This is a genomic window from Fulvivirga maritima, from assembly GCF_021389955.1.
Classification (GTDB): Bacteria; Bacteroidota; Bacteroidia; order Cytophagales; family Cyclobacteriaceae; genus Fulvivirga; species Fulvivirga maritima.
The window spans coordinates 804954-823294 of record NZ_CP089980.1; the positions used below are offsets into that span (position 1 = coordinate 804954).

The 18341-nt window shown below is 38.6% G+C and carries 11 protein-coding genes; 3 read left to right on the forward strand and 8 right to left on the reverse strand.

What is annotated here, in order from left to right; genetic code table 11:
* Nucleotides 1–119 precede the first annotated feature (119 nt).
* The 8 genes from LVD15_RS03395 to LVD15_RS03430 all read right to left on the reverse strand — a co-directional run bounded on the left by LVD15_RS03395 (nucleotide 120) and on the right by LVD15_RS03430 (nucleotide 12200).
* On the reverse strand, nucleotides 120–2480 hold the full coding sequence (locus tag LVD15_RS03395) for a beta-glucosidase (RefSeq protein WP_233778900.1): 2361 nt from the start codon (nucleotides 2478–2480) through the stop codon (nucleotides 120–122).
* 9 nt (nucleotides 2481–2489) lie between these two features.
* A complete protein-coding gene (locus tag LVD15_RS03400) occupies nucleotides 2490–3380 on the reverse strand; it encodes an alpha/beta hydrolase (RefSeq protein WP_233778901.1) in 891 nt (296 codons plus the stop codon).
* Nucleotides 3377–5698 carry a glycoside hydrolase family 3 protein gene (locus LVD15_RS03405; RefSeq protein WP_233778902.1) on the reverse strand — a complete coding sequence of 774 codons (2322 nt, stop codon included), beginning with the start codon at nucleotides 5696–5698 and terminating at the stop codon, nucleotides 3377–3379. Before LVD15_RS03405 ends, LVD15_RS03400 begins: the two co-directional genes overlap by 4 nt.
* Nucleotides 5695–5883 carry a hypothetical protein gene (locus tag LVD15_RS03410; RefSeq protein ID WP_233778904.1) on the reverse strand — a complete coding sequence of 63 codons (189 nt, stop codon included), beginning with the start codon at nucleotides 5881–5883 and terminating at the stop codon, nucleotides 5695–5697. Before LVD15_RS03410 ends, LVD15_RS03405 begins: the two co-directional genes overlap by 4 nt.
* Nucleotides 5884–5890: 7 nt before the next feature.
* Nucleotides 5891–6916, reverse strand: coding sequence for a nucleoside hydrolase (locus LVD15_RS03415; protein ID WP_233778906.1), 1026 nt, complete (start codon nucleotides 6914–6916; stop codon nucleotides 5891–5893).
* 41 nt (nucleotides 6917–6957) lie between these two features.
* Nucleotides 6958–9201: a TonB-dependent receptor gene (locus LVD15_RS03420; RefSeq protein ID WP_233778907.1), complete on the reverse strand. Its 2244-nt coding sequence runs from the start codon at nucleotides 9199–9201 to the stop codon at nucleotides 6958–6960.
* 101 nt (nucleotides 9202–9302) lie between these two features.
* Nucleotides 9303–11042, reverse strand: a complete 1740-nt coding sequence (locus tag LVD15_RS03425) for a sulfatase family protein (protein ID WP_233778909.1) — start codon at nucleotides 11040–11042, stop codon at nucleotides 9303–9305.
* A gap of 21 nt (nucleotides 11043–11063) precedes the next feature.
* Nucleotides 11064–12200: a formylglycine-generating enzyme family protein gene (locus LVD15_RS03430; protein WP_233778910.1), complete on the reverse strand. Its 1137-nt coding sequence runs from the start codon at nucleotides 12198–12200 to the stop codon at nucleotides 11064–11066.
* Between the two features lie 205 nt (nucleotides 12201–12405).
* On the opposite strand from LVD15_RS03430, the gene LVD15_RS03435 reads away from it, so the two are divergent.
* The 3 genes from LVD15_RS03435 (at nucleotide 12406) to LVD15_RS03445 (ending at nucleotide 18203) form a co-directional block, all read left to right on the forward strand.
* Nucleotides 12406–13158, forward strand: coding sequence for an NUDIX hydrolase (locus tag LVD15_RS03435; protein ID WP_233778912.1), 753 nt, complete (start codon nucleotides 12406–12408; stop codon nucleotides 13156–13158).
* A gap of 174 nt (nucleotides 13159–13332) precedes the next feature.
* Nucleotides 13333–15927, forward strand: coding sequence for a T9SS type A sorting domain-containing protein (locus LVD15_RS03440; RefSeq protein ID WP_233778914.1), 2595 nt, complete (start codon nucleotides 13333–13335; stop codon nucleotides 15925–15927).
* A 41-nt stretch (nucleotides 15928–15968) separates the two neighbouring features.
* The gene (locus tag LVD15_RS03445) at nucleotides 15969–18203 is read left to right on the forward strand and encodes a PKD-like domain-containing protein (protein ID WP_233778915.1); all 2235 of its coding nucleotides are present in this window, start codon (nucleotides 15969–15971) and stop codon (nucleotides 18201–18203) included.
* Nucleotides 18204–18341: the final 138 nt, after the last annotated feature.

The window sequence follows — 18341 nt, forward strand, 5'->3', positions numbered from 1 at the left end:
ATTATAGTTATTTATTGACTGAATATTACAATTAAAATTTTATTAATAAAATACCTATAACAAAAATAAGGCCACTCTCTTAACGAAAGTGGCCTACCCAATTAAACTAAACTTAACTACTAGTTATTCTTCAATACTTTCATTTCAGCATCTAAGTCAAATGTGTTATTTACTTTTTCTGCTGTAATGTTACTATCTACTTTAAAAGAGTCAGACAGTTGAATATCTTTAGATGATGCACCAATTTTAACAGTGTAAGTACCTTGTTCGGCTACCCACGCGCTCTGCGCATCTACAAATGAGGCCAGATCTTTAGCTTTTAAAGTGAAGCTTATTTTCTCTGATTTTCCCGGCTTCAAAGTTTTGGTTTTAGCAAATGCTTTCAATTCTGCCTCTGGCTTATCTACCAATACAGCGGGAGCACTAAGGTATAACTGAGCTATTTCTTTACCAGCTACTTTTCCCGTATTAGTTACTTTAAATGATACCTCTATCTCATCTTTAAAAGTGCCTTCACTGAGCTTAAGATCAGAATACTCAAAAGAAGTATATGATTTACCATAGCCGAATTCATACACAGGCTGTACGCCAAAAGTGTTAAAATAACGATAGCCTACATAAATACCTTCTTCATAAAATACTTCCTCAGGGTCAGCAATCGGAGTACCTAACCAGTTGGCAGCAGAAGGATGATTATTATAATCTACCGGGAAAGTCATGGTTAGCTTACCAGAAGGGTTAACTTTTCCTGAAAATACATCAGCCACAGAGTTACCACCTTCCTGGCCAGGTTGCCAAGCTAGCAATATGGCATCTACCTTATCTTTCCAGCTGGCAGTTTCTATAACACCACCAATATTCAGGATTACAATCACTTTCTTGTTTTCAGCATGAAAAGCTTCAGAAACCTTATTGATAAGTTTTATCTCGTCTTGTCCAAGATAGAAATCATCATTAATATGACGGTCTTCATTTTCTCCTGAATTGCGGCCAATGGTAATCACAGCTACTTCTGATGACTTAGCCTTTTGCTGCGCAAGATCATCTTCTAAAGGCATCTCTATCAATCTCTGCGGAACCGCTAGCAACCCTCCATTTTCCTCTCTTCGCTTCATTTCTTTAGCTACTGCATCATCCACGAAAGGCACATATTGCTTCTTTAAATCTTCGTCAATTTGATATCCCGCTTTTTTCAGGCCTTCAATCAAAGAAACTGTATAAGCTTCATTCACATCTCCACTTCCTGTACCGCCTGCAATAAAATTGTAAGATGTATTACCAAACACAGCAACTGGCGTTGACTTTTCAGTATAAGGCAGAACATTGTCGTTATTTTTTAACAGCACCATACCTTCAGCTGCAGCTTGACGAGTTACTTCAGCATGAGCTTTTAAATCTGGCTTATTGCTATACTTGTACTTTTTAAATGTTGGCGAATTAAGTACCATATTTAAAATACGCTTCAGGCTCTTGTTTACAGCTTCTTCAGAAATCTTACCTTCTTTCAAGGCTTTTACTAATCTGGCATGCTGCGCTTCCATACCAGGCATAAGCAAGTCATTACCCGCTTCTATTTGCGCCACCACATCACTTTCTGCTCCTTCTGTCATAATAGATTGAAAACCAGCATAACCACCAAACCAGTCAGTCATAACAAAGCCTTCGTATCCCCATTCGTCTCTCAAAATAGTAGTAAGCATATCTTTATGAGAAGATGCATACTCACCATTTATTTTATTGTAAGCCGACATAATAGTCCATGGCTGAGAATTTTTAATCGCGATTTCAAACCCTCTTAGATACAACTCTCTCATAGCACGCTCAGTGATATGCTCATTGATAGTCAACCGATTGGTTTCCTGATTATTAGCAGCATAATGCTTTATAGAAGTACCTACTCCGTTAGACTGTATACCATTTACATAAGCAGCGGCGATTTCACCTGATACCAATGGGTCTTCTGAATAATATTCGAAGTTTCTTCCATTTAGAGGGTTTCTGTGAATATTTAAGGCCGGAGCCAAAAGCACATCAACACCATATTCTTTCACTTCTTCTCCCATGGCTTTACCCACTTCCTCTATCAGCTCAGTATTCCAGGTAGAAGCCAGTGCTGTACCTACAGGAAAAGCCGTAGCATAGTAAGTATTATCATCACCTTTACGCTTAGGCTGAATTCTTAAGCCTGCTGGTCCATCTGCTACTACAGTTTCGGGTATTCCAAGTCTTGGAATGGCCCTGGTACCACCAGCAGCACCTAACACACGTACATCTGGCTCACCCTCTAAAGGAACCAAACCAGCATAACCAGGCATTCCTGGTCCTATTAATAAGTCTGCCTTTTCTTCGGCAGTCATTGCATTTATTACTTCATCAATAGAAGCTTTGCCAAGCTGAGGTGCTTTTTGAGCCACACTCACGTGACTAAAAGTAACCAGCAACGATGCTCCTAAGGCAAGTTTTTTTAGTTTATCAATCATTTTATTAAGTTATTGTTTATTCAAAAATTCAAACTGTAAAAGCCAATCTTCAAAGCGCTTATACCAGGTATCTACTGGCAAGCCTTGAGTTCCCATACCAAAACCATGACCGCCATTAGCATACACATGCAACTCTACAGGGTAGCCTGAAGGCAGCCACTTATTATATAAATCTATGCTTCTGGGAGCCAATCCTAACTGGTCATCACTAGCAGCACTGATAAACAGCGGGATTTCGGAAGCTGGCATATCTGCTTCTAAAATATCATTGCTAGGGCCTCCATAAATCGACGCGGCAAAATTTGGAAGTGTCTCTTCTTCACTATGGAAAACACTTTCTAATATTACACTTGCTCCAGCAGAAAAACCTATTACTCCAAGCTTCTGAGGGTCAATTCCCAGCTCCTTAGCATGCTCTCTTATGTAAGAAATTGCCGTTTTTATATCATTGCCAGCCATCTCTTTAATGGGAGCGGTTTTCTTATCAAACTGCTTACGATCTTTAAGGTTAGCCATCATTTCTCTGGCCGGATCGTTAGATTTGGTTTCTAGCAACCTGTATTTTAACACAAAGGCAGTGATCCCTTTTTTAGCTAATTCTTTAGCCAAATCTTTCCCCTCACGGTTGATAGAAAGGCTTTGAAAACCTCCTCCAGGAGCGATAATTATAGATGTTTTATTGGCCTTCCCTTTTGGCTTGTACAATAGTAAACTGGGGTCAGTCACATTATAGACCACCTGCGTTTTAAAAAGATCAGAATACATTTCTGCTTCTTTATGCTTCCAGCCCTCAGAGCCAGGCGCCGCTCCTTCATACAAAGAAATGGTCTTATCCTGAGCCTGTAACTGAACCCAGCATATTGCAAAGGAAAATATTAATATTGCTTTTAATTTATTCATGGTTTATAGCGTTTCGTTCTTTCATCATTAATTACACCGCTCCAGTTTAAGCCATAGCCAAAATCATAAACATGACCTTCAGCATCTTCATATGCTTCCATATCAAAAGGAACATCTTCTTGCTGTAGCTCTACTGTTTTCATATTTGCTGGCATTTGTAAAGGCAATAAACCAGAAGGCTCTGCTTTGCCTGAAATGATATCAAGCACAGCCTGGGTAGACACCCCAAAATTGAGCACTATCCCTTCCACCCTTTCTTCAAATTCAGAAAAAATCATGGGCTTATCTGCCGTAACTGAAACTATCACAGGCTTATCTTTCATCAGCATTTTGGTATCCCAAATGGTTTTGAGATCCATAATATTAGATGCTGTAGCTGTTTTACCTTTATAACTTCTATTAATTATTTCGGGGTCTACTACGGGGTCTCCTGCTGCTATACTCTGCTCACGTCCGTACTCAGATGTGTAACTCTGGTATTGTAATGATATGGGCAGGTAGCCATTGCCTCCTAACTGACGGTCAGCCTCACTATATCCAGCCTCAGCACTTTGAGGATTCTTCACGAATACAATGGCAAAATCAGCCATTTTAGGATCATCAGTAACATTATAGTACTGACTTACCAAATCAATATTTACCGGATAATCAAAAGTAGCAGGAGTAGCATTACCCCACCAGTCTGTTTTTACCGGAGTATAAATTTTAGGGATATAAACCGTTTTCTTATCTGCAATAGGCAATACTGATGACTTGTTTTTAAGCATTATCACCGATTTTAGCTGAGCCTGATAGCCAGCATCCATAAACTCAGGTTTACCAACTGTAGCTATAGTCTCATCGACATCAACATATGGGTTTTCGAACAGGCCTACTCTAAAGATATTTTTAAGAAGCCTTACAGCTGAGCGCTCAAAACGCGCCCTCATGTATTCTTCTCCAAACTCCTTTACTCCCATCTGATAGGCCGCAAGTACAGGGGCTTTTTCATTATTGCCTCCAAACTGATCTACACCAGCTTTGAGTACTTTATAATGCCTTTCTTCTATACTTAAATCTTCTACACCCCAGGGTTTACCCGCGAAAGTTCCCGGTGTAGCTCCCTCATCAGAGGTGATCAGCCAATCTGTGCAGACTACGTCATCATAACCATATTTATCTCGAAGAAGCTCAGTAATCATATATTTACTAAAGCCATTGCCTACATTTTCATTGTAAACCTTATCCTGATCATAGCTAATGGTGTAGTAAGGCATTACGGCCGAAGCTGATTTAGTGCCTCCATCCAGCTTGAAAGCTCCTTCTGTGAACGGCTTTACATGATCATTAAAATTAGCTCCGGGATACACAGCAAACTTACCCATAGCCCAGTGGCCATCTCTACCGCCTTCTTCTGGCCCACCGCCAGGCCAGTGTTTCACCATAGCATTTACACTGTGGTATCCCCAACCCTTATTGATTTCAAAGGCCTTTTCTGAAGTCTGAAAACCTTCTACATATGCCTTACCCATATCTTTTACCAAGTCCGGACTTTCACTAAACACATAGGCAATACGATACCAGCGAGGCTCTGTTCCTAAATCTATCTGTGGAGAAAGTGCGGTAGAAATACCCAGCGCTCTATACTCTTGAGAGGCGATCTCTCCAAATCCTTTAACCAAATCAGGATCAAAAGTAGCCCCCATAGCCAGGCCATCAGGCCATAAAGAAATATGCCCTCCTGCTCCGGCATTAAACTCAGAAGTAACGGTAGCGGTATTTCTAGGATCAGAACTATTATTAGCAGGAATACCCAAACCAAGCCCTTCTACATAAGCCTGAAGGTTGTTATTCCACTTAGCAGCTACTTCAGGAGATTGCACGCTGGTAATCAGAACGTGGCGCATGTTATCTTCCTTCAAAAACTTCTTCTGCTGATCAGTTAATAAAGAAGGATCAATATTTCCTTCTTCAAACAGCTTACCATCATAAGTACCCGGATAAGGTGAGTTTTTAGATGCCGGAATAGCCTGATGCTGACTATATAGCATCAGGCCGGCTATTTGTTCTACTGTCATTTTTGAAGCCAGGTCTTCTGCCCTTTTCTCCGGGGTCAGCCTCCAGTCTTCATAAGGATCGAGCTTACCATTTTTATTCAGGTCTTTAAACGCTTTACCTTTTACTTTTATGATTTTAACACCTGAAGCCTGGCTAAAGCCTAGCACGGGGCCAGACTTCACTTTTACCGTCTTAATATCGCTGCTTTGGGCGTCAGCTTTTTGACTATTTAGTCCCAAGCAAACAGCTAAAATAGTCGTGCAAATATTTTGTATTTTCATGAGTGGCTCTTTTGAATAAATATTGTATTAAAAGACTTAGGCTGTACTACTCCCCGCACTTCATCTCCATTTACCTTCACCTTGAAATTTTTGTCTTGATCTCCAATAGCACCATCAGGATTTGTAAAACCACTTATTACGTATGCAATTAAGAATAGCATAAATATGCTTTTGAGTCTATTCATAATTATACTATTTCAGATTATATAATTGAAGCTTAGAGTAGAAATCAGAAAACATAAGTCTATTATCTAATTGATTGTAAACTCTAATGAATCTACCCTTGTGATTCACTTCATATAAGCCCTCATCATTTACGTTAGGAGCTTGTTTCATCACAAAAAAACTAGATGAAGGATCAGCCTCAAAAGAGGACTGCAAGGCCGTAAGTAGCACTAAGGGATTATCTCCCATAATATAAGTTTCACCTATTCTTATATTGTATCTCTCCACCTTATCCATTAAAGCATAAATTTTATCAGCAAGATATTTACCAATTGGACCTTGTGTTTCCACTCTCAGCTTTAGTTCTGAATAAGACATTAAAGTTTGTCTATATGCATTTCTAGGCACCTGCCAAAGTGGTATATCTGATTGGTTGAAAATCACCTGTACGGCTTTCAGATCAATACCAGTATTGTATTCTAATGTTGTATATCCTGGTGGAGAGGTAGCTAAATCAGCATATTCGCTACCTCCTATCCAAATTAAAGTGAGCCTTTCAGATATTCTAGGTTCCATTAAATATGCGCTTGCAATCTCGGTAAGCCCACCTCCACACACTACATATAGCGGAGTTTCTACATCTGACCTCATTGCCTCTTTCACTATGGCTTTAGCCGCCACTGATTCAATAGGCTTCTTTGCGCTTGTAAGGGCCACATTACTTCCCTGATAAACAGCATATTTATCTTTCATCCCCATGAGCTGTAGAACCTCTTTTATATTACTAACAGCATGGGTGGCTGTTTCATCAGAACTATCAAATCCATCTCCAGATCTCAAGTGCGAGCCTATTATTCCCCGTATTTCTACAGAGGGAGATAATAAATGATGTACTAACTGAAATAATCCATCAGGATCTCCTGCATAATCATTATCTAAAATCACCCTAGCTCTAGCAGACACATGTTCACTGTTATGTTGAGCATGTGCTTTGGATATAATTGTAACCAAAACCATAATGCCTGCAATCAGTATTTTAATTCTTTTCGACATACTAGTTTCTTTTTTAATTATAAATGAAGACATCAGCCAATCTAGAAATGTATGTTCACAGAAGCCTGCACTGTAAATGGACGGATGTATGAGCTAGTTAGTAGCTGACCATAGTATTGACTCGGGTCAGTTATAAGCTCAGAGCCATTAATAGTTCCTTTGGCTCCACGCTGATTAAGGAAGTTTACTACAGTAGCCCCTACATCTATATGATCATTAACTTTATAATCTATACCACCAAAATTTTCCCAACGTGCTTTGAAATAAAGAACATTTGTAAGGCTAGAATACTGCCTGCTAAAATATCTGAAGCTAGCCCAGATTCTCCAATCACCGATAGTATAGCTAGGATCAATTTCCATAAGTGTTTTCGAGATTTCTAACACATTATTGTCGCTGTAATCATAGTCATTACCAAAGGCACCGAAGGTAAACTTCTTATAAACAGGATCTTGAAGAGTGATCAGATAGTGTAGCCTAAATCCCTTAAATGGGGTTAAAACCAAATCGGTAGTCCATCCGATAGTTTGAATATCATAGTTAACTGAGCCGTTTTGAGACTCTGAGCTATTAGCAGGATTTACAAAATTATATCTTTGCAAATAATTGTTTTTATACAGATACGTAGCTTGAGAAACTAAACTTAACCACGGAGTATTCCAAAAGACTCCTAAAGCTCCAAGGGGTGTCTTTCTTGTTTTTAAGTTAGGAACAAAAGAAGTAGAAAAGTCATTTAATCTTCCGTTCTCTTCAGTATATAAGAAGTTTCCTATCAACCCAAAATTCTTGGTAAGGTTGTAGTTAGCATTAATTTTTCCGCCAAGTTGTAGCCAACCTTCATTGAACGAAGCAGTTTGCTCACCATTCATTACTGTTGTAGAATTTGTAGCACTTGCTAAAAAGTCTCCTTTAATATTATGATATCGAATATGAACACCATAATTCAGACTTAGTTTATCGTTCACCTCCCATTTATCAGTGCCGAAAAACGACAATTTATTTTCCGTACCTTTATAAAATTCACCTCCAGCATTATAACCATAGAAGCCGTATTCATCTGTATTTGGACTTATTAATTTAGAAGGTTGGTCTTCTACCGTTTGGTAGAAAAAGGAACGGTTAGAATGATAATCATCTATATGATAATATTGCTCTAAAACACCTAACTGGAGGGTATGATTCTTTATGGTTTTATTAAGAGAGAATCTTCCCATTAATGTTTTAGTGGGTATATTAGGAGAGTTCATTGCTAATTGAGTTGCCACGTTTCCTGTATAAACATCTCCAGTATTAGCATAAGTATAGCCTGCCGAAGCGTCTACATTCTCCGTAATGCTCAGCGGAATTTGGTATAACAGGCTCGTTTTAGCACTATGATAACGTGTAGAATATTTAAAATTCCAGCCATTATTAAGCTGGTAATTACCAAATACATCTATTGTATGGCTTTCTGTAGTGGCTTGATTACCATCGATATCAGCAGAATAATATTCACCCGATATTAATTCTTTGAAGCGGTATGTACCGTCATTTACGATAAATGAACCCTTTCCAAAAGTAAAGCCATCCAGCTCTTGCGCTTCGCCTCCCTCTTGGTATCTAAATAAAGCATAATTAGTTACAGAGTAAGAGTTTGCATATTTATAAGCAGCAGTAATCTTTCCTTTATCGTCTTTGAAATACTTAGTGATACCTGCTCTGAAAATTTTTGTTTCATCAGCATTTCTCACTGATTTGAGATCATACGTATCAGGATCATAATTTAAGAATGCACCAGCAGAATATGTCCATCCATTTTTAGTTAAAGGCCCTGAGACATTTACATCTCCCTGAATCCATCCATAATGACTTCCAGAGAACTTTCCTTTAAAATGAAAATCTTTAGTGCCTGTTTGCGTATAACTATTAACAGCAAACCCCAAATCTCCCATAGAAGTAGCCAGTTCATCCATTTTTAGCAAACCTGTCTTTTCCAAGCTTACACTAGGCCTCCAGGATCTATTGGGAAGCTCAGGCCAAAAGTAATACACAGAAGGCAAATCATTTTCTAAAATAGTGATACCTCCCACTGATGGCGGAAGCCCAATATTAACATCACGTGGCCCAGTATTACTCGATGCATTTAACATCACATTTCTATCTCCTCCTTCTTTAGGCTTATCCTTGGTTACCTCTTGATTCAATTTTACAGAATCAGGTGCTGATAATTCATTTTCCTGCGCCAATGATCTATGGCCAGAAAGCCACAAAAAAGCGGCAATAATTAATAGTTGAAATTTATTCATGATATTCAATTAACAGTATTACTTAATTCATAGTTTCCTTTTGAAGCATTGAGAAATTGTAAAAAAAGGGGGCTATGCACCCTCTATATTTATTTAATAATTTATTTTGAATCTTTCACTTTTTCACCATTGAAAATAGCTTTATCACCCCCATTAAGAATTACTTTATGTAGATAATCATCCGTATCATACATTCGCTGGAAGGTGTCATAAAACTTTTCTATCTTCTCAGGAGATGTTTTTTTCCACTCATTTTCAGGCACTTTATACTCTTGCATCAAAGCATTAAGCTTCTCATGGAGTCGTTTTTGAACTTCAGCATATTCAGGCTTATCATAAACATTCGCATGCTCTCTTGGATCCTTTTCAAGATCATACATTTCCCAATAATCATTGGCATCATAAAAATGCATGAGTTTATATCTACCATCAGAAACCCCATAATGACGATCAACCATATGGAATGCCGGGAAGTCATAAAATTCATAGAATAATGCGTCTCTAAATTCTTCGTCTTTCACTTTACCATCCAACACCGGTTTGAAAGATTTGCCTTGCATATCAGCAGGTATTTCTACTCCAGCATAGTCAAGTAAAGTCTCAGCAAAATCAAGGTTTTGAGTTAAAGCATTAACCTCTTTTCCTGACTCTATTTCTTTTGGATAACGAATTAAGAAGGGTTGTCTGAAAGATGTTTCATACATAAACCTTTTATCGAACCAACCATTTTCTCCCATCCAAAATCCCTGATCTGAGGTATAAACCACGATTGTATTTTCGGCTAAGCCATTAGCCTCTAAATAATCCAACACTTCCCCTACACCATCATCTACAGCTTTAATAGTAGAAAGGTACTCTTCCATGTATCGCTGATATTTCCAAAGGTGAAGATCCTTCCCTTTTAAGTTAGCTTGATGAAAAGCATCATTTTTAGGCTGGTAAGCCTTATTCCAGGCTGATCTTTGCTCGGGTGTCATCCTTTCAAACTCCACATGAAACGGATCTTGCGCCAAATCAGGACTTCCTTCCTTTTTAGTCATTTTAAGATCATACCCTTCATACATATCTTTATAGATGGTCATGATCTGATTCTTAGCCGCTTTTTGCGAATCATCAAATTCACGGAAGTAATCACTAGGCACAGGAAACTCTACAGAATCATACACATTATAATATCGCGCTGGTGCCATCCAGTTTCTGTGGGGAGCTTTTTGATGAAGCATAAGAAAAAATGGCTTTCCACTATCTTTTTGCTGCTCTATCCAACTGATTCCTTTATCTGTAACTATATCGGTAGCATAGCCTTGAACTACAGAAGTGTCTCCATCAGCTATGAAATCAGGATTGTAATAATTACCCTGTCCTTGAAAAATATCATAATGGTCAAACCCAGTAGGTTCGGTTCCCAAATGCCATTTACCTATTATGGCAGTACTATAATCTGCCTGACCGAGTAGCTTTGGTAAGGTAATTTGCGTGCCATCAAACTGATCTCCATTCATTCTGAATCCATTTAAATGACTGAATTTACCAGTAATGATAGTAGCTCTACTTGGTCCACAAAGTGAATTAGTATTATAATTTCTGGTGAAGATAGCGCCATCTTCTGCCAGACGGTCAATATTAGGGGTAGGAGCAAGCTTACCTACTTCTGAGCCATAAGCACTTATAGCATCAACCGCATGATCATCTGACATGATGAAGATAATATTAGGCCTGGGTTTAGCCTTCGTATCATGGCCTTCCTCCGCATTCTTATCTGAAGAGGTTCCTCCACAGCTTACTAGAAAAAAAACCGTTCCCAGTATGGTAAAAAACTCACCTATCTTTCGAGTATACATATTTATGAGATTAATTTTAGTTTATTCTATATCACTTGTTACATCCATCACACACCTAAAACCGGTATGCTCAAAACCACTATCAGGTGAAGACATCATTCTGGATGTTGTTCTATAACCTGAACAATACATTTCATTACACATGAAGGATCCTCCACGCGTTACTTTTACGGGTACTGTTGGCTGCCTGGGATCGAAACCTCTTTCTGGGCCCTGCGGATCTACAGCTAACTGTTGGGCCACTGTTTTATAGTAATCATGCCTATAGTTATCAGCACACCATTCCCAAACATTACCCGCCATATCATATAGATTATACCCATTAGGCGGAAATGACTTAACAGGAGCCAGAGAGACAAACTGGTCTTGACCTGTATTTTTATAGGGAAATTTACCATCCCAGGTATTGGCTTTGGGTTCGCCTTCATAAGGCTCTTCGTTTCCCCATGGATACAGCTTATCTTCCATACCGCCGCGGGCTGCAAACTCAAATTCAGCTTCAGTAGGTAAGCGTTTGCCTGCCCATTGAGCATAAGCGTTAGCATCATACCATGAAACATGTACTACGGGGTAATTCTCCTTTCCTTCTATATCACTATCTGGTCCGTGAGGGTGCCTCCAGTTAGCTCCAGAAGTCCAGCGCCACCAGAGAGCGGCATTGTCTAAAGGCACAGGACCGTCAGTGCCATGAAATACTAAAGATGCGGGTACTAGTAAAGAATCTGCTGGCTTTGGCGTGCCCGGAGGAAGTTGCTTTTTTAACTCCTCCCAATCTGGCGCCTGCTCGGCCGTAGTAATATAACCTGTAGCTTCTACAAATTCAGCAAACTGGGCATTAGTTACTGATGTTTGATCTATATAAAATGATGATACTTTTACCTGATGTTGAGGATACTCATCTGGCCTGCCTCTTTTATCTGAAGCTCCCATGGAGAATGTACTCCCCTTTACCAAAATCATTCCTTCGGTGCTTCTTTCTTTTCTGGGCTCTATCTGTTGTGAAGCGTCTGTATTAGAAAATCTGGAAGGTAAGTTATTGTGACAACTAGTCATAGCTGTGTCTTCAGCTACTTTTGCCTCATTACTCACTTCTTTCTGCTGTTGCTTACAAGAAAAAGCTATCAACAACCACACCCCTATAATTATTTTACTCCTCATTCTTCCTTGCATGTTAAAATTGAGTCTCCGCTTATTTCAATCGTTTTCTAAAAAAGACATGTTTAAAGCTTCATTATGAAGCAATATAAAACAATTTTTTTATTGTTTCAAAGTGAATCAATAAAAATCTGCAAACGTTTTAGATTTTTATTCATTATTACTTAGTTTGGAGCCTAGCTTCTGCTATCAGATTAATCGACCACCTATGACTATTAAAATACATCAAAAACTTGTAGATGATTCCAATAAGAACAAGGAGCTCTATCTACCCAGTGTATCAATAGATTGTACCGTATTTGGTTTTAGTGAGGGAATATTAAAGGTTTTGCTTATTAAGATAAAACAAGCAAAGCAATGGGGCCTACCTGGTGGATACCTTAAAAAGGATGAAGATCTGCACACTGCTACTCAGCGTATTTTAAAAGAGAGAACAGGCGCTGGAGAAATTTTCCTTAATCATTTCAATACTTACGGCGATCCGTATCGATCTCAGGAATTTTTTAAAGACTACCCTGATGACCTATGGAATAAGCAGCGATTTATTTCCATTGCTTATTATGCACTTATAGATTTTTCCACGCTTACACCCACTCCGGGAGAATATACTAAATCCGCCGAATGGGTAGACCTGAATGAGCTCCCTGAGCTGATGATGGACCATGGTCAGATATTACAAGATGCCCTGATCCACCTAAGAAGGGACTTGAATTATAAACCAATAGGCCTTAATCTATTACCACATAAGTTTACAATGCCTGAGCTGCAAAAACTATATGAGACTTTACTCGATAAAAAGCTCAACAGGGGTAACTTCTATAGAAAAATGATGCGATACGGCATACTAACCAAGCTAAATGAAACCCGCAAAGGAGGCGCTCACAAAGCTCCGGACCTATATACCTTCAATCAGGAAGTGTATGAAAAAACCCTTAAAGAAGGACTACAGGAAAGCTGGTAAACATAATGCCCTAGCTCGTTTGAAAAAATTAATTCCAGATGTAAGTTATTACACAAATTCAAGAAATTATATACATCTGCAAGCCTTACCTTTACCCTGATTTTTTAATATTACAATAAGGTTATGGTTTGGAACTTTAATTTTTTAACGAAGAGTAAAATTATTCTCTTCATTTTGTTCTTTACGTTTCTCACAGCAGAGGCACAGATTGAAGATTATTCTTTTTCCGTTGGTGATGAATTTTTATTACGAAATAGTGATCGCTCTTTTTTTACAGAAGGAGCCCCTTGGCGAATTTTTATTGATGAAGTAACAGATATTGAGGAAAATGCTGTTACTGGAGTGGGGTATGATATAGGTTTCCCCTTCTATTTCAGTGGCAACTACTTTGATCGCTTCGCACTTTCTTCGAACGGTTATATTAAACTAGGAACTTCTCAAGAGCCCTTTAGCATCCCAACATCATTTGATAGCGTATTTTCTTCTAATTCATCATCCTTATTTGACAATATGATCGCTCTTGGAAGAATCAGCACTAGTTATTATCCCGATTACAATTCTATTTCAATTAGTACTTTTGGGTTTCCTGGAGAAAAAACATCTATTATAGGGATAGGATATCAAGACGGAGCTTCCCTAAAAGGTATTTCCTGCCAAATTGAACTTTCTGAAATTGATCAATCCTTTAGATTAGCATATTCAGCTCTTCAACGATATGGTATATTGACTGAAATTCAGTTCCTTACGATAGGGTTTAGAGGAGATACGGTTAACAAAGTCTCATTACTGAAAATTCAAGAAGACACTAACACTTGGGCCACTCCTCAAATTGTAGATGATTTAAATGCCGTCTGTGAGCTCAATGAAAATGTGTTCATTTTACCAAACGACAATGAGATTACAGGATGGTCATACAACTTCACACCTCCATCTGGCATTATCCCTCCTTGTAGCAAACCTTTTTATCTAATCACTTACAAAGGATTTCCTGAAGCCCAGTCAACTCGATTTTTAGATGATCCAAATCAAATTGGTTACTTCAACCTGCTTGATGGATTTGCTCAGGCTCCCACCACTAACTTAACAGTAGCTTGGGCTGAAGCCTCTGAGCATGATGCGACCTATGATATCCTTTTAGGTGTATCGGGGCAGGCTCCTGATACCTTATCTCTCAATCTTGCGTCAAGAGAAATCAATTTGCCGCAACTTCTTCCGGATACAGAATACACTATTGAAAGAATAGCTAAAGACAGTGATGGAAACGTTCTTTACTCTTGTCAGGCTTCTTTTTCGACTCAACTTTATCAAGACTATTGTCAACCTAGACCTTTAATAGGGGGCAACGAATATATCAATCATATTAGAATCAATACATTAGAATACAATCGAAATGCTGAAGATGAAATTCTGACACTTTTACCAGAAGAGCGGTACACTACTACCTTAAAAGCCAATGAAACCTATACCTTCAACTTCACAAATAGTGTTCTCAATGGCAACCTGTACAAGTATAATGTATGGGTCCACATTGATCTTAATAGAGATGGCAACTGGGACCACGAAACAGAATCTTTCCTGATGGGAACCACTGCATACAACGACAGAAGCTTAAGCAATACCATTACCATCCCTGAAAATGTAATACCAGGAAAGACCAGAATGAGAATAAAACTCACTAACTCAGCATCTACTACTCCTGGAGCAAATGAAGCCTGCGGCAATGATCTTTTTGGAGGAGGCAGACAAGACTACATCATAACGCTGGAAGCTCCTGAATCTTGCAATGGACTAGCGGTAAGTAACACCTCTCAAAATGCTAGTTGTATTAATGCCAGTAATGGCTCTATCACATTAAACCCTACAGGTGGATCCGGAGACTTTAGTTATTCATGGACAAGAAATGGTACTTCCTTCAATGCTAATACGCAGCAAATCTCTAATCTTGAACCAGGTAATTATCAGGCATGGGTTGAAGATGTAAACACTGGTTGTCAGGTGCAAACAGCGTTAATTGGCATAACACAGCCTTATCCATTATCTTTTTCAAGCCAAATCATATCTCCGCAATGCGCTGACTCTGAGACAGGATCTATCCAGATTTACCCTACTGGTGGTACTACCCCCTACTCGCTTTCTATCATCCAAAATGGTCAGTTATTATACCAGGTAAATAGTTATGACACATTATCTCAGGATCAGCTTTTAGCTGGCTCCTACGAATTAATTCTTACTGATGCCAATGATTGTGAAATTTCACAAACCATTATGATAGAAGACCAGCTTCAACCACTACAATGTAGCTACACTATAGAAGACGCCGATGGGCAAACAAAAAGAATATTCATCAACTGTGAGGGCGGAACCCCTCCATACCAATTTGAGTGGGAAGATCCTGCTATTCTTGGACAAGAAGTAATATTAACACCAGGCAGCTATAATGTCAATATAGCTGATAGTCAGGGTTGTAATACTACCATTGAAAACATAGAAATACCAACCATCACCAGCACCGAAAACCCCGTTTTATCAGACCTTCAAATCTATCCGAACCCTACTGAAAACAACCTTTGGATTAAAAGTAATGAAGATAAAAGCATGAACATTTCTATCATGAGCAGCACTGGTAAAACTATATCAGAACACCACCTGGAGTTAAAAGCTCATGAGCCTTATCTACTAGATGTATCTGGACTGGAAAGTGGGGTGTATGTGATAAAGATTTTAGATAATGAAAAAAATCAAATAGTCAAAATGATGAAATCCCTATAAAGACACTTTAAACAGCATCTATCAACTTAAACTAATATTCTATGAAAATTTCAAAATTGTTTTTTTTATTCTTTTTATTATGCTTCTCTAGCATAAAGGCTCAGGAGATACAAAAGAAAAATGGTAACTTATATAGTCCAATTGATAACTATGACGTAGTTGACTTTAATTCTTCTAATACAGAATATCGACTTAGTAACCCTGATGAGAAACCCATTGAAGACATCCGTTGGTATACCAGAGGAGACCTGAAGATTGTAGGAAATAATAATGGATTCACTGTTCAAGTAGAATCCAGAAACGTCAAGGAACCATCAAAACCTGGGTATGGTAAAGGAAGATTGTATGTTAGCTATGAGGTGGATGGTGCTGAAAAAGTCTGCGGTACTAGAACGGTCAGTGTAGATATATACAAATCTTTCGGAGAACAGTCAAATGTTCGTATTGTTGGTGGCTCATGCATACTCACTGGAGATACTGTTACCTACTCCATAGATCCTTTAGTTAGTGTAAATATTAATGATCAAATAGGCATAGACTTATACGAATGGGATGTCCCCAACAACTGGGATGTACTTTTTTATAGTGGAGACAGTAGCTCTATTACTTTTAAAGTAGGACAATTAACTGGTAATGACATTTTAAAAGCTGATATAGGAATTGCCAATTTCAATGATAGTTTCTCATACGAACTTCCTATGGCACAAGGTCCTGCAGCCCCCACATTTAGTGTAGCTCCACCTGAATGTTTATCTTTAGATGATTCTCAGTTCACAGTTTCCCTCAATGCCATTGAAGGTGAAGAATATGAATGGGGTTTTGGTATTGGCTCTAGCTGGACTTTTGCTGATGGTTCTAGCCCTAATGACCCCTCAATAACAGTAAATACTGATAACAGACAAGGAGAACTTACACTTAAAATAACTGGAAGCTGTAATCAACCCTTAGACACTGCCTTTGTCATAAACAGGTCTTTTGGAAGCAATAATGAAATAACTGGAGAAGAATGTGTGGAAGCAGGAAGCTATGTTACCTACTCAGTTACTAATTCAAACACTAACGTAATCTGGGATTTGCCAGAAGGCTGGAGTAAAGCTGATGCAAACACAACCTTGTCTACCATTACTTTAATCGCAGGAGAGACAGGCGGTGTAATAACTGCTCAATCTGCTAATTGTGGTAATGACGCTTTAACCTTTGATGTAACTATTAAACCAAACACTCCTGCTACAATCGATGGACCTACATGCTTAGAATTTGGCTTTGATGAAGAAGTAACATACAGCGTACCTGCTGTTGATAATGCTACCGGATACCAGTGGACTTTCCCTAGTAGCTTCTCTCCCAGCTCATTAACCACTACGTCACCATCTGCAACCACCACTGCTGGCTTCTTTAATGGGAACAGCTCAGTTTCTGTAATAGCCCTTGGTTGTGAGAATAGCGAATCAAGCTCATTAACAATTGCTTATGCTCCTGAAACGCCTGTTATCTCTGGACCTTCATGCTTAACCGAAACAGACCTGAATGCAAGTCTTACCTACAGTGTAGCAGCTCAACAAGGAGTTTCCTTTAACTGGTCTCTCCCTTCAGGATGGACATTCGTATCTAACAATACCCATCTTAATTCTATAACTGTAGCGCCTAATGGCAATGCTGTAGGAACTGTGAGCGTGTCAGCCGTAGGGTGTACAACCACCGCACCAAGTACCTTAGACGTATCTACAGCGGGTGACGGAGGCTATGAGTTTATAATCACACAGCCGTTTGGAGCTGGAATATATCAAATCACCACCACTTCTGGCGGGTATAATTTCAGTACTTATAATCAACTTATATGGTATTTAAATGGAAACGTTGTAAGCTCTAATACCATCATTTATGCTCCTGGTAATTGTGCTGAAGGAGAATTATCAGTAGAAATTATTGATAACACTGAGTGTATCAATACCACAACTTCAATTATAAATGAATGCTCTAATGGTTCTTCTGCGGCCAGAACCACGAACAACCTTACCGAAGAAGAAAAAATTGCGAACAAAATGCAATTTAAGGTTTCTCCTAACCCTGTTAGCAATAAGCTAAAAATAGCTTTACCAGAAACCGCTTCTCAATTCACTATTAGAGTTATAGACCTTAATGGTAAAACAATAATTACTGAGCAAACGAAAAATGAAAGTGCCACACTTAAACTGGGAGGTTTAGAAAGAGGAACTTATATCATATTAGCTGAAGACGGGGATCAACAGTATATAGAAAAAATCATTAAAGAATAAATCTATCCAAATAACAAAACCAAAAAAAGCTCGGAATTATAGAAATTCCGAGCTTTTATGCTCTAAGCCGTGTGGCAGATTATGATTTTCACAAAAAACACCCCAACAGGGGCACTTGGATTTCAAATTCATTAACGA

Coding starts and splice junctions, on each gene's coding strand:
- LVD15_RS03395 (WP_233778900.1), bottom strand. CDS start 2,480: ATGATTGATAAACTAAAAAAACTTGCCTTAGGAGCATCGTTGCTGGTT.
- LVD15_RS03400 (WP_233778901.1), bottom strand. CDS start 3,380: ATGAATAAATTAAAAGCAATATTAATATTTTCCTTTGCAATATGCTGG.
- LVD15_RS03405 (WP_233778902.1), bottom strand. CDS start 5,698: ATGAAAATACAAAATATTTGCACGACTATTTTAGCTGTTTGCTTGGGA.
- LVD15_RS03410 (WP_233778904.1), bottom strand. CDS start 5,883: ATGAATAGACTCAAAAGCATATTTATGCTATTCTTAATTGCATACGTA.
- LVD15_RS03415 (WP_233778906.1), bottom strand. CDS start 6,916: ATGTCGAAAAGAATTAAAATACTGATTGCAGGCATTATGGTTTTGGTT.
- LVD15_RS03420 (WP_233778907.1), bottom strand. CDS start 9,201: ATGAATAAATTTCAACTATTAATTATTGCCGCTTTTTTGTGGCTTTCT.
- LVD15_RS03425 (WP_233778909.1), bottom strand. CDS start 11,042: ATGTATACTCGAAAGATAGGTGAGTTTTTTACCATACTGGGAACGGTT.
- LVD15_RS03430 (WP_233778910.1), bottom strand. CDS start 12,200: ATGAGGAGTAAAATAATTATAGGGGTGTGGTTGTTGATAGCTTTTTCT.
- LVD15_RS03435 (WP_233778912.1), top strand. CDS start 12,406: ATGACTATTAAAATACATCAAAAACTTGTAGATGATTCCAATAAGAAC.
- LVD15_RS03445 (WP_233778915.1), top strand. CDS start 15,969: ATGAAAATTTCAAAATTGTTTTTTTTATTCTTTTTATTATGCTTCTCT.